The organism is Curtobacterium sp. MCLR17_045, assembly GCF_003234405.1.
Lineage (GTDB): Bacteria > Actinomycetota > Actinomycetes > Actinomycetales > Microbacteriaceae > Curtobacterium > Curtobacterium flaccumfaciens.
The window spans coordinates 1-12,861 of sequence record NZ_QKTB01000012.1 but is presented as its reverse complement, the minus strand read 5'-3'; the positions used below and the strand labels follow the sequence as shown (position 1 = coordinate 12,861).

The window sequence follows — 12,861 nt, the reverse complement described above, 5'->3', positions numbered from 1 at the left end:
ACACCACGACCAGTCTACGCGGGTGGCACGATGACGTGATGACCGCCGTACCGGACCTCGTGACCGTCGTCGACCGCCTGCTCGCCGAGGACGGCGGGTGCGTCTGGAACCGGGCGCAGACCCACGCCTCGCTCGCCCGTTACGCCGTCGAGGAGTCGTACGAACTCGTCGACGCGATCGACGACGGCGACCCGGACGATGTCCGCGAGGAACTCGGCGACCTGCTCTACCAGGTGGTCCTGCACGCGGGGATCGCTGCCCGCGCGGGGGACTTCACCCTCGAGGACGTCGCCGCCGGGGTCCGGGACAAGATGACCAGGCGGCACCCGCACGTGTTCGGCGACGAGACGGCGGACACCGTCGAGGACGTCGTGCGGGTCTGGCGTGCGGCCAAGGCGGCCGAGAAGGCGAGTCGGCGGAGTGCGTTCGACGGGGTGCCGCGGGCGATGCCGCCGCTGGAGCGCGCGGTGAAGCTGCTGGAACGCCTGGAGGAACGTGGGGACGCCGACGCGGTCGTCGCGTCCGTCGTCGGGGCCGGTTCCGGCGTCGGCCCGGAGGCCCGTGGTGCGTCCGCCGCGTCCGCCGCGCCCGCCGCGCCCGCCGCGCCCGCCGCGCCCGCCGCGCCCGCCGCGCCCGCCGCGCCCGCTGCGGACGACGGGGTGGGGACCGTCGACGCCGAGTGGGGGCGGGCGGTGCTCGGGGAGGTCGCGGCTGCGGCAGGACGCGGGGTGGACCCGGTCGCGAGTCTGCGGGCCGCGGTGTCGGCGCTCGAGGAGGCCGGTCGCGCCGTGGAGTGATCCCCGGTCGTGAGAACGGGCGCCCTCCCAACCCGAAAAAGAGAGGGCGCCCGTGAGCGGGCGTCGGCTCCACCAGGGAGAGGGGCCGACAGGGAAGCCCGCTCGAACCGCGGGACGCACTGCAGCACGTCGCCCCGCGAATCGGTCCGGAGCATGGATCAGGCACGATCCGGACCGAGGTTCTGCATGCAGTATGCCAGTGGGTCGGCAGGCGCGCAAGCCGGAGACGCCCGTCTGCCAGAATTGACCGCATGGCAACGACCGTGACGGCACCCCGTGGCATGCGTGACTTCCTCCCGGCGGACAAGGCCCGGCGCGAGCACGTGCTCGGTGTCGTGCGGGACGTCTACTCGCGGCACGGTTTCGACGAGATCGAGACCCCGGTGGTGGAGGACGCCGCGCGGCTGCACTCCGGGCTCGGCGGCGACAACGAGAAGCTGGCGTTCGCGGTGATGAAGCGCGGCCTCACCACCGAGGACCTGCAGGCGGCCGAAGCGCCGCTGGACCTCGCCGACCTCGGTCTCCGGTTCGACCTGACGGTCCCGCTGGCCCGGTTCTACGCCTCGCACCGTGCGGAGCTGCCGTCGGTGTTCCGGTCCGTGCAGATCGCGCCGGTCTGGCGTGCCGAGCGCCCGCAGAAGGGCCGCTACCGCCAGTTCGTGCAGTGCGACATCGACATCCTGGGGGAGCCCGGGCAGCTCGCCGAGATCGAGCTCATCCGCGCGACGACCGCGGCCCTCGACGCCCTCGGGGTCCGCGGCACGACGATCCGGATCAACGACCGCCGGATCCTGCTCGCGCTCCTCGCGTCGTGGGGGATCACCGAGCCCGCCGCCGACCGCGCGCTCATCACGATCGACAAGCTCGACAAGATCGGTGCGGACGGCGTCGCGGCGGAACTCCGCAGCACCGTGGGCGCCGACCTGCCCGGGCTCGAGGACACCATGCGTGCGCTCGAGGCCGCCGACTGGACGTCGGTCGAGGGGGCGCCGTGGCTCGACGCCGAGGCCTTCGCCGACCTGCTCCGCCTGCGCGAGGCGCTCCCAGGGGTGGATCTGCGCTTCGACCCGACGCTCGTGCGCGGCATGGGCTACTACACGGGCACGATCTTCGAGGTCGCGCACCCCGACTTCGGCTACAGCCTCGGTGGCGGCGGCCGGTACGACGGCATGATCGGCCGGTTCCTCGGGCAGGACGTCCCCGCGGTCGGGTTCTCGCTCGGGTTCGAGCGGCTCGTCGACCTCGTGACCCTCCCGGAGTCCGCCGAGGCCGACGCCGTCGTGCTCGTGTACGACAAGGACGTCGACCCGGTCCGGCTCGCCGCGCTGAAGACCGAGGCGCTGGCGTCCCACCGACGCGTCCGGCTCGAGCGCCGCACGAAGAACACCAAGAACCTGCTCGCCGGCCTCGCCGCCCAGGGCTTCACGGCGTTCGCGACCGTCTCGGCGGACACCGCGTCGCTCGAGGGCGTCGAGTTCCGCCCGCTCGACTGAGCACCCAGTCCTCGTTCCAGCACGGACTCGTCGACAGCGGGGCGTCACGGCCGACGTCGTGTTCACCTCCGCTCGCTAGGATCGACACCGCAATCACCACAACCAATGTGTAGGGAGTACCCCGTGGCCCTGATCGATGCCGTAGGCGCACGCGAAGTCCTCGATTCCCGAGGCAACCCGACGGTCGAGGTCGAGGTCCTCCTCGACGACGGCGTCGTGTCCCGCGCGCTCGTCCCGTCCGGTGCATCCACCGGCGCGTTCGAGGCGTACGAGCTGCGCGACGGCGACGCCTCGCGCTACGGCGGCAAGGGCGTCCTCAAGGCCGTCGACGCCGTCCTCGACGAGATCGGCCCGGCGCTCGAGGGCTTCGACGCCACCGACCAGCGCCTCGTCGACGCCGCGCTCATCGAGCTCGACGGCACCGAGAACAAGTCCCGCCTCGGCGCGAACGCGATCCTCGGCGCCTCGCTCGCCGTGGCCCGTGCCGCAGCCGACTCGGTCGACCTGCCGCTCTTCCGCTACCTCGGCGGCCCGAACGCGCACACGCTGCCCGTCCCGCTGATGAACGTCGTCAACGGTGGTGCCCACGCGGACACCAACGTCGACATCCAGGAGTTCTTCCTGGTGCCCTACGGCGCCGAGTCCTTCTCCGAGGCACTCCGCTGGGGCGTCGAGACCTACCACGCCCTCAAGGGCGAGCTGAAGAAGCAGGGCCTGGCCACCGGCCTCGGCGACGAGGGCGGCTTCGCGCCGGAGCTCGCGTCGAACCGCGCCGCGCTCGACTTCCTGCTCACCGCGATCGAGAAGGCTGGCTACACGCCCGGCAAGGACATCGCCGTCGGCCTCGACGTCGCGTCCACCGAGTTCTTCTCGGACGGCAAGTACCAGTTCGAGGGCAAGCAGCTCTCGAGCCAGGAGTTCACCTCCTACTTCGCCGAGCTCGTCGCGAACTACCCCCTCGTCACCATCGAGGACCCGCTGGCCGAGGACGACTGGGAGGGCTGGTCGCACCTGACCGCCGAGCTCGGCGACAAGGTCCAGATCGTCGGCGACGACCTGTTCGTCACCAACCCGAAGCGTCTGCAGCGGGGTATCGACGAGAAGGCCGCGAACTCGATCCTCGTCAAGGTCAACCAGATCGGCACGCTCACCGAGACCCTCGACGCGGTCTCGCTCGCGCACCGCCACGGCCTGACCTCGATCCTGTCGCACCGCTCCGGCGAGACCGAGGACACCACGATCGCGGACATCGCGGTCGCGGTCGACGGTGGTCAGATCAAGACCGGCGCCCCGGCCCGCTCGGACCGCGTCGCGAAGTACAACCAGCTGCTCCGCATCGAGGAAGAGCTCGGCGACGCCGCGGTGTACGCCGGTCGCTCGGCCTTCCCGCGCGCCGCGTCGCTGTAACCAGCCGCTCAGCAGTACCCGCACCACCGAGACGCCGTCCTCCTCCAGGAGGACGGCGTCTCGTCGTGTGTGCGGTCCCGAGGTGCCGAGCGGCCAGGACGTGCCGCGCGCGCTGCGTCGAGTGGTCGCGAGTCGTCGGCTGGCCCGGGCCCGGCCGACAGGACGTGACCACCGGACGTGCACCGGGCGGTGTGTGGTGACCACTCCGGGTGCGGGAATTCAGGGGCGGGCCGAAGCCGTGCCTCCCGGCTGCCTCGACCGGACCCGCCCGCCGTCGGCGTGACGCCGTCGTGTCAGCCTGACGCCGCGAAGTACGTGAGACGCCGCCGAATCCGGAGGCGTCTCGAGGAGACGACGGCGTCTTCTGCTGGGCGGCACCGTGGGACGCGAGACGCTGAGAGGGCGCCGAACGGCCGCGTGCCGGGCGGCCCGACCGACCGTGCCGGGTTATCGTCGGACCGTGCCCAGCCAGAAGCCCCGCGTCCGCCGCGTCCCCGTGGCGATGCCCGACGGCAGCACACCCGCGCAGCCCTGGTACCGCTCGATCCACTTCTCCGGGTTCAGCCTGCTCATGCTCGCGATCATCGTGCTCTTCGTGGTGGTGCTCGCGCCGTCGCTCCGGACGCTCATCCAGCAGCAGGAGCAGATCGCCCAGCAGCAGCAGGAGGTCGCGAGCCAGAAGGCCGACGTCACGCAGAAGAAGCAGGACGTCGCACGCTGGGACGACCCGGCGTACATCGAGGCGCAGGCCCGCGACCGACTGCTCTACGTGTACCCGGGCGAGGAGAGCTACCTCGTGATGGGCACCGAGGACAAGCGGGCCGAGAAGACCCCCACCACCGACTCGGGCACCCCCGTGAGCGCGAAGGTGCAGACGCCCAAGGTCGACTGGGTGCAGGCGATGCTCTCGTCGGTGCTGCAGTCCGGACTGACGGACGAGCGTGCCGCCGACCTCGTCGCCCCCGACGTCTCCGGCACGGGCGACAGCAAGTAGTCCGAACCGCGGTGCGCGGAGCCGTCCGGCCCGACGGTGCGAGGGGTTCCGCTTCTCCGGTAGGCTCACGTTCCCGTGACGACCCCTCCCTTCGACCCGCCCTCCGACCGCGACGTCCAGGTCGTGTCGGCGCAGCTCGGCCGACCGGCACGTGACGTCATCGGGATCGCGGCACGCTGCGTCTGTGGCAACCCCACCGTCGTCTCCACGAAGCCCCGGCTGTCGAACGGCACCCCGTTCCCGACGTTCTACTACCTGTGCCACCCCGCGGCCACCGCTGCGGTCAGCACCCTCGAGGCCAACCAGGTGATGCCCGAGCTGGCAGCCCTGCTCGAGGACCCCGAAGTCGCCGCGCAGTACCGCGCGGCCCACGAGTCCTACCTGGCCGATCGCGAGTCGATCGAACACGTCGACGAGATCGACGGCATCAGCGCCGGTGGCATGCCCACCCGCGTGAAGTGCCTGCACGCCCTCGTCGGCCACGCCCTCGCCGCCGGACCCGGCGTCAACCCCATCGGCGACCTCGCGCTCGAGCGCGCGGACTGGTCGCCCTCCCGGTGTGAGTGCCGGGCGTATGATGACGGTGCAGACGCTGGAGTCGGGGCGGGTGGCGGCGAAGTCTGACCCGACTCCCGCACACCCCCATCCAAGGAGATCATCCCCCGTGCCCAAGATCCTCGTCGTCGGCGGCGGTTACGCCGGTTTCTACACCGCATGGAAGCTCGAGAAGCACCTTCGCCAGGGCGAAGCCGAGGTCGTCATGGTGGACCCGCTGCCGTACATGACGTACCAGCCGTTCCTGCCCGAGGTCGCCGCCGGTTCCATCGAGCCGCGTCACGCGGTCGTCGCGCACCGTCGTCACCTCAAGAAGACCCGCGTCGTCACGGCGAAGGTCACCAAGGTCGACCACTCCACCAAGACGGCGACGATCACCCCGACCGAGGGCGAGGCGTGGGAGGAGTCCTACGACCAGATCGTCATGACCGCCGGCGCGGTGTCCCGCACGTTCCCGATCCCGGGCGTCGCGGACGAGGCCATCGGCCTGAAGACCATCGAGGAAGCCGCGTCGATCCGTGACCGCATCCTCAGCAACTTCCACAAGGCGGCGAACCTGCCAGCCGGTCCCGAGCGCGACCGCCTGCTCACCGTTGTCGTCGTCGGTGGTGGCTTCGCCGGCATCGAGGTGTTCGCCGAGCTCCGCTCCTTCGTCACCGACCTGCTGAAGAGCCACCCGCAGCTGTCCTTCGACGACACGCACTTCCACCTGGTCGAGGCGATGGGCCGCATCATGCCCGAGGTCTCGCTCGAGACCTCGCACTGGGTGCTCAAGAACCTCGCCGAGCGTGGCGCGACCGTGCACCTCGAGACCCAGCTGGCCTCGGCCGTGGGTGGCGTCTGCGAGCTCAAGACGAGCGACGGCGCGATCGAGACCATCCCGTCCGACCTCATCATCTGGACCGCCGGCGTCATGGCGAACCCGATGGTCAAGGGCACCGACTTCCCGCTCGAGCAGCGTGGCCGCATCCGCGTCCAGCCCGACCTGCGCGTGGTGGACGACAACGGCGTGATCGCCGATGCATGGGCCTGCGGCGACGTCGCAGCCGTGCCGGACCTGACCGGTGGCGGTGTCGGCGGGTTCTGCGTGCCGAACGCCCAGCACGCCGTGCGCCAGGCCAAGCAGCTCGCGAAGAACGTCGTCGCGACCATCCGTGGCGAGGCGACGACCGACTACAAGCACGAGAACCTCGGCGCCGTCGCGGGTCTCGGCCTCGGCACCGGTGTGTTCCAGTCCGGCAAGTTCGCCATGAAGGGCTTCCTGGCCTGGGGCGCCCACCGCGGTTACCACGGCCTGGCCATGCCGTCGTGGGAGCGCAAGTGGCGCGTCATCGGCGACTGGGTCGGTGGCTTCTTCCTGGGCCGCGACATCGTGTCGCTCGACGACCGCGAGACCCCGCGCGCCGCGTTCGAGGCGTTCGCGTCCCGTCCGAAGCCCGCCGCCGAGGCCCCGGCCGCGCCCGCCGCAGCCCCGGCTCCGGAAGAGGGCAAGGTCGCCGGTGCCGCCGGTCCCGTCTACGGCGAGCCCGCGAAGGACGTCTCCAACGCCCCCGAGCCGGTGACGGCCCCGGCCGACGCCAAGTAGCACCACTCGTCACGAAGGCGGTCACCTGCGAAGGGTGGCCGCCTTCGTGCATCGGTAGGCTGTTGCGGCCCGCCCCCGTGGCCCAATCGGTAGAGGCACGCGACTTAAAATCGCTGAGTTGTGGGTTCGAGTCCCACCGGGGGTACCGCCGAGGCTCTGGCGCGGCGCCCGCCGCGTGGCGCCCGCCGCGTGCCGCTGCGAAAGCGACAGAACTCTTCGAACAGTTCGCGTCGTTCTGTCGCTCCGGCCGCACAGTCCGAGCGATGGTCCTGCCATCTGTCGCTTCGACGGTGGGATCGGGGCGCCCTGGGCATCGGACTGGAGGCGCGGGACCGGCCCGCCACGTGCCTCCCGGCCCGCGGACCGTCGCCTTCCCGCGAAGACGGCGCGACTGCACGACCGGCTCGCCGCCCAGTAGCATCGACGATCGTGGTCGGACTCGGAAGCGCACTCGCCAACCTGCAGAACGCCCTCCGCCGACCGGAGGCCCACGTCGAGGTCGTCGACGGCGAGAGCGTCCCGGTCGGCATGCTCCTCGGCACCCTCGGAGCCCTCCTCCTGGACGCCGGCAGCTCCGTCACCGACGTCCGGTCGGCGCTCGAGAAGGCCCGGGACGCCGCCGGGGTCGGACCGACGCTCGCGATCGGCGTCCTGCCCGCCCTGGTGATGGTGAGCGAGGTCTCGACGGGCGCCGCCACCATCGTCAACGCCGAGGGCGTCGAACTGTCCTCCCGCCAGGCCGCCCGCGCCAACCGCGTCGTGCTCGGGCTCGAGAGCGGCTCCATCGCCCTCGCCGAGATCCCCGCCCGCGTCCGGGCCATCCGGGCCGGCACCGTCCCACCGCCCGCGCTGCCGTGGATCCTCGGCAACGCCCTGACCTCGGCCGGCCTGGCCGTCGTCTTCCGCTGCCCCTGGTGGGCGATCGTCCTGGCGCTCGTCGTCGGCGGCCTGGTCGGCGTGATCGGACTGGTCCTCCGGCGCTTCCGCGAAGCCGTGGCGATCATCCCGTTCCTGGCCGCGTTCGTGTCGACGGCGATCGTCGGCCTGGTCGCCGCGGGCACCGGGTTCGAGCAGGTCCCGCTCTTCGCGGTCTGCGCCCCGGTGGCGGTGTTCGTCCCCGGCGCGCTCATCACCAACGCGTTGCTCGAACTCACCGCCGCGGACATCGTCACCGGGTCGTCGCGCCTGGTGCAGGGGCTCATCATGCTCGGCTTCATGGCCGCAGGCATCGCGTCCGGCAGTGCCCTGACCGGGTTGCACGTCGACCCGTCGTCGGCCGCGCTCGTCGGCGAGGTCGCGGGGGTCGGCACCGACCTGGCCGGCTGGGAGTCCGTGCCGGCGTACTGGGTGTCGTGGGTGGCCGTCGTGGTGCTCGCGGTCGGGCTCGGTCTGGTGTTCCGGTCCGGGTGGCGCCTGACGCTCGTGTCGGTGGCGGTCATGGTCACCGCCTACGCCGTGGTGAGCACGACGACGCCGCTCTGGGGCAGCGTCGTCGCGACCGGGGCCGCAGCGGCGCTGCTGTTCGTCGCGACCCGGTTGCTCGAGCGGCTCGTGCCGGCGATCCCGGCGACCGTGTCGTTCTTCCCGGCGTTCCTGCTGCTCGTGCCGGGGACGGTCGGGCTGGTGGCGGTGGCCACCTTCGATCCCGAGGCGCTCGCGACCCCGCTCGCGACCTTCGTCAGCCTGTGCATCGGGACGAAGATCGGCGGGCTGCTGCCCGGCCTCTTCGCCCGCAACGCGCCCCGGCGTGCGGTGGACGCGACCAGCTGACGGACGGGAGGCCCGTGGCGGCGCCGCCACGGGCCTCCAGGCCGTCACCGGCCGGGTACCGGGCCCGCTACGGCTCGATCAGCCGGCCCGCTGCCTGGTCCTCCGCGGCCGTGTCCTTCGCGAGGTAGTGCACCTTCTTGCCGGTGGCGTTGTAGGGGACGTCCGGGACGAAGCGGTACCGCCGCGGGCGCTTGTACCGGGCGAGGCCCGGGTGGGAGCCGGTTCATTCCTCGAGCGCGGCCGCTGCCTCGGCGTCGTCGGCCGGCAGCCGGTCGCCGGCACGGACGATGTACGCCGTGACGACCTCGCCCCACCGCGGGTCCGGCACGCCCACCACGATGGAGTCGGCGACCCCGGGGTGCTCCTGCAGCACCGCCTCGACCTGGACGGGGTGCACGTTCTCGCCGCCGGAGATGACCATGTCGTCCTTGCGGCCCACGATCGTCACCCGCTCGTGCTCGTCCCACGTGGCGAGGTCGCCCGGGTAGAACCAGCCGTTCGCGAACTTCTCCGCCTCGAGCCCGGGGTTCCGGTACGAGTAGCCGGACTTCACGGTGCGCACGGCGAACTCGCCGATCTCGGTGCCGTCCTTCGCCACCGTGTCGGTCGGGTCGGCCAGACGGTCCTCGTGCACGCGGACGACGGCGACGTCGTCGTCGGTCGATGCGCGACCGGTGGACCCGGCGCCGTCCGGGAAGTCCTCGGGGCGCAGGAACGTGTTCCAGAAGGTCTCGGTGGTGCCGTAGCCGTTGAAGATCCGCGGCGACAGCAGCTCCTGGTACCGCAGCGCCGCGGCTCGGTCGAGCGGTGCGCCCATCGTGACGATGCCGTTGAGGCTCGACAGGTCCCGCGCCCGGCGTTCCTGCGCGTCGGCGAGCTGCACCAGGTTCGGCGGAGCCCCGATCAGGAACGTCAGGCGCTCGGACTCGACCAGGTCGAGCACCCGGTCGGCGTCGAAGTGCCGCAGCGTCGTGAGTTCCGCGCCGACGTAGAACACCGGGTTCGGGCCGCCGGAGTACAGGCCGCCACGGTGGAACAGCGGCGACATGTTGAGCGTCTTGTCGAACGGACTGAGCGGGAAGTGCATGACCACGTCGTGCGCGCTGAGCACCTCGACCAGGCTCGGCAGCGGGACGGGCTTCGGCCGACCGGTGGTGCCCGAGGTGTAGAGCCGGGTGGACTCGTCGTAGGTGCTGCGCGGGCCGATCGCCGCGAGTTCCTCGGAGGAGACGGGATCGGACGCGAGCAGCTCGGCGAACCGGTCGTGGTCGCCGCCGACCGGGACGACGTGGTCCGGCCGGCGCGGCGAGGACTCGATCGCAGCGGCGATCGCACTCGTCCGCTCGGTGTCGTGCACCAGGACGGCGGGTGCGGAGTCCTCGATGATGAACGCGACCTCGTCGGGGGCGAGCCGGAAGTTCGTCGGCGAGAACACCGCGCCGATGCGGTGGCAGGCCAGGTAGAGCATCGCGAACTCGGGGGTGTTGAACAGCTCGACCATCACGACGGAACCCCGTCCGCCACCGTGCCGGACGAGCCACCCGGCGATCCGGTCGACGGCGTCGCCGAGCTCGGCGTAGGTCCACGAGCGGTCCGTCTCTGGCTCGCGCAGCGCGGGTCGGCCGGCGAAGCGGTGGGTGTTGCGGGCGAAGCCGTTCGCGTAGGTGAAGCTGCCCTCGAACACCTCGCGGAAGCGCGTCGCGTCGTAGTCGGACCGGGTGTCGGCGTGGGGTTCCGGGTCGGACCGGGTGTCGGCGTGGGGTTCCGGATCGCGTCGGGTGTCGGTGTGGGGTTCCGGGTCGGGTCGGGTGTCGGTGCGGGGTTCCGGGTCGGGTCGGGTGTCGGTCATCATCGCTCCTGCCGCGGTCGTGCGGTGCACACCGTCGATGCTGCGCGGGCACCGGTCGCGCGGCACTGCTGCACCGCTGGTCCGGTGCGGCGTCGGTCGTCCGTGCGGGACGGCGAGCGTCCTCCGTGCGGTGCGACCAGCACCGATCGTCACACTAGCCCGCTGTCCGCGAAGCGGCCCGGAAGTGCGTCTTCTGTCCGACGGGTGGTGCGGTGCGCCGCTCTGGAGGCCCGGCTCGGGTCAGACGCGGGCCGCGCGCCGGTCGGTGCGCAGCCAGACCAGGGCCGCGATCGCGGCCGCCACGCAGGCCGCGGCGATGCCGACGAGCAGGGCCGGTGCGGCGTGCGTGCCGGTCGTCCCCGAGTAGACCGCGGTGGTCAGCGCGACGGCGACCACCGCGAGCGCGACGTACCGACCGCGAGAGGCGGCGAGCAGCGCGCTGCCGGCGGACCCCGCGACGGGCAGCAGGGTCGCGACCACGGCACCGAGGCCGCCGACGCACAGCGTGATGGCGAACTCCGAACCGAGTGACACCCAGAAGCCACCGCCCGCGAGCAGGCTGTGCAGCACCCAGCCGGCCGCGGCGAGTCCGAGCAGGGCCAGCACCCGCCAGGTCGCACCCCGGGCACTCGCGGCGATCCCGGTACCGAGGCGGAGCGGTCCGGTCCCCAGCCCGGGGCGGACGGACGGCACGAGGACGACCCCGACAATGAGTGCGGGGGACAGGTCCGCCGCGCGGGTGACGCCGCACGCCACGAGGGCTGCGAGCACGAGCCACGGCGACACCCGGAACCCGATCGTGCGGTGGTCGCTGCCGGCTGCCCACCGCGTGGCGAACACGACGGCGGCGGTCAGGACCCCGGTCCCGGCGAGGACAGCGATCGCCAGACGGGCGTACCGCACCTCGAGCTCGACGCCCACCCCGAGCAGGGTGCACAGCGCCGCGACGGACACCGCGATGGTGATCGACGCCCAGGTCGGCAGGACGTCGTCGCCGCGTGCGCGGTCCGACCGCGAGCGGTTGCGGCCGAGCAGCCCGGCGAACGGCGAGCGGAGGCGACCCCGGGTGGCCGCGGCCACGAGGGCGAGGGGCGCGGCGATCAGCAGGAGGAACCCGGCGGCGACGGCGGTGGCGACCAGGACGGTCCGCCACGAGAACGCGGCCTGGATGGTCGGGACGGTGCGGTCGTACGTCGTCGCCGCGGTCCAGTCGCCGGCGGGGCCGGACCAGTCGGGGTGGCCTCCGGCGCTGCCGACGCCGGCCGGGGTGCTGCCGGTGCCGTCGCTGGGGCCGTTGCCGGTGCCGTTGCCGGTGCCGTTGCCGGTGCCTGCTGCGCCGCCGTCGTCGTTGCCGTTGCCGTTGTCGCCGTCGCCCCCGTGGCCGGCGGCGTTCGCGCCGTTGCCGTTGCCGTTGCCGGTTCCACCGTGGCTGGTCGCGCCGGGGGTGTCCGTCGTCGAGCCGGATCCCGGCGTCGACGTGCCCGGCGTCCCCGGGGTGTCCGTGGCGCCCGGGGTCGGTGTGGCGGTCGGGGCCGTGGTGGTGGACCACACCGTGACCCGGACGGCGGTCGACGACCGGGAGTAGTTGCCGGCGACGTCGTGCTGCGTCGCGGTGAGCTGGTGCCCGCCGGCGCGCAGCGTCGACCCCGCGGTGGAGCACGACCACGAGGTGTCCGACGCGACCACCACGCCGCACACCGGCGCACGGTCGACGTACACGGTCACGCGGGCGCCCGGCTCACCGGTCCCGGCCACCGTCGTCGAGCGGGTGCCGATCCGTTGGCCGTCGTCCGGTGTCGTGATGCGCGGGGCAGCGGGCGCCGTGCGGTCGACCGTGATCGTCACGGGAGCGGAGGCCGCGCTCCGCAGGTCCGACCGGTAGCCGCGCGCCGTGCTGGCGGTCTGCGACGCGGTGACGGTGAACCGGCCGTCGGCGAGCGACCCGAGGGCGGCCACCCACCGGCCGTCCGCACCGACCCGGGCGGTCTGCTGGGCCGAGGACCCGGACACCGACAGCAGCACCGTCGATCCGGGGTACCCCGTACCGGAGACCGTTCCGCCGGTGGGCCCGGCGGCCGCCAGGGTCGGCGGGACGATGACGTCCGAGGCCGGTGCACTCGCGACGGGCAGTGCGGCGACGAGGTCGCGCACCGTGAAGACCTGTTGCGGGCCGGAGCGGACCGTGCCGAGGCAGGCCCAGGAACCGTCCGGGTCCACCCGGGTCGTGCACCCGGACGAACCCGTCGCGGCCGGGCCGGTCACCCGGACGGTGTGCCCGGGGGTGCCGGTGCCGTGGAAGCGCGTCGTCCCCGTCGTGACGTCACCCGGGTCGGCGATGGTGGGCCGAACGGCGGGACGCGTGGGGGTGGGCGTCGGGGCGCCCGGCCGGCCGGGGCTCGGCGGAGCGATCT

Annotated in this window: 9 protein-coding genes and 1 tRNA gene; 8 read left to right on the top strand and 2 right to left on the bottom strand. The window is 72.7% G+C overall.

Going from position 1 to position 12,861, the window contains the following annotated elements:
• The first annotated feature begins 38 nt into the window (after positions 1–38).
• The 8 genes from DEJ05_RS09575 to DEJ05_RS09540 all read left to right on the top strand — a co-directional run bounded on the left by DEJ05_RS09575 (position 39) and on the right by DEJ05_RS09540 (position 8,601).
• Complete coding sequence (locus DEJ05_RS09575) at positions 39–797, top strand: MazG family protein (protein ID WP_111110305.1); 759 nt, start codon at positions 39–41, stop codon at positions 795–797.
• Between the two features lie 251 nt (positions 798–1,048).
• The gene (hisS, locus tag DEJ05_RS09570) at positions 1,049–2,290 is read left to right on the top strand and encodes a histidine--tRNA ligase (protein ID WP_111029599.1); all 1,242 of its coding nucleotides are present in this window, start codon (positions 1,049–1,051) and stop codon (positions 2,288–2,290) included.
• Positions 2,291–2,413: 123 nt separating this feature from the next.
• Positions 2,414–3,697 (top strand): phosphopyruvate hydratase, encoded by a 1,284-nt coding sequence (gene eno, locus DEJ05_RS09565; RefSeq protein ID WP_027464494.1) that lies wholly within the window; start codon positions 2,414–2,416, stop codon positions 3,695–3,697.
• Positions 3,698–4,157: 460 nt separating this feature from the next.
• Entirely contained in the window at positions 4,158–4,691 is a 534-nt protein-coding gene (locus DEJ05_RS09560) for a septum formation initiator family protein (RefSeq protein WP_111029598.1), read from the top strand.
• Between the two features lie 75 nt (positions 4,692–4,766).
• On the top strand, positions 4,767–5,315 hold the full coding sequence (locus DEJ05_RS09555) for a DUF501 domain-containing protein (protein ID WP_071406119.1): 549 nt from the start codon (positions 4,767–4,769) through the stop codon (positions 5,313–5,315).
• A gap of 40 nt (positions 5,316–5,355) precedes the next feature.
• Positions 5,356–6,831 carry an NAD(P)/FAD-dependent oxidoreductase gene (locus DEJ05_RS09550; protein WP_111110304.1) on the top strand — a complete coding sequence of 492 codons (1,476 nt, stop codon included), beginning with the start codon at positions 5,356–5,358 and terminating at the stop codon, positions 6,829–6,831.
• A gap of 71 nt (positions 6,832–6,902) precedes the next feature.
• Positions 6,903–6,976: transfer RNA gene (locus DEJ05_RS09545), tRNA-Leu, on the top strand.
• A gap of 284 nt (positions 6,977–7,260) precedes the next feature.
• Positions 7,261–8,601, top strand: coding sequence for a threonine/serine exporter family protein (locus tag DEJ05_RS09540; protein ID WP_027464496.1), 1,341 nt, complete (start codon positions 7,261–7,263; stop codon positions 8,599–8,601).
• Positions 8,602–8,824: 223 nt separating this feature from the next.
• Here the strand turns inward: DEJ05_RS09540 and DEJ05_RS09535 are convergent, their stop codons facing one another.
• Both DEJ05_RS09535 and DEJ05_RS18085 read right to left on the bottom strand, forming a co-directional pair.
• Positions 8,825–10,450, bottom strand: a complete 1,626-nt coding sequence (locus tag DEJ05_RS09535; RefSeq protein ID WP_309146948.1) for an AMP-binding protein — start codon at positions 10,448–10,450, stop codon at positions 8,825–8,827.
• A 240-nt stretch (positions 10,451–10,690) separates the two neighbouring features.
• The coding region (locus tag DEJ05_RS18085) for an Ig-like domain-containing protein (protein ID WP_111110303.1) at positions 10,691–12,861 on the bottom strand (2,171 nt) is incomplete at its 5' end.

What these genes read in the sequence shown, in the direction of transcription:
- hisS (WP_111029599.1), top strand. Translation starts at nt 1,049, where the DNA reads ATGGCAACGACCGTGACGGCACCCCGTGGCATGCGTGACTTCCTCCCG.
- DEJ05_RS09575 (WP_111110305.1), top strand. Translation starts at nt 39, where the DNA reads ATGACCGCCGTACCGGACCTCGTGACCGTCGTCGACCGCCTGCTCGCC.
- DEJ05_RS09535 (WP_309146948.1), bottom strand. Translation starts at nt 10,450, where the DNA reads ATGACCGACACCCGACCCGACCCGGAACCCCGCACCGACACCCGACCC.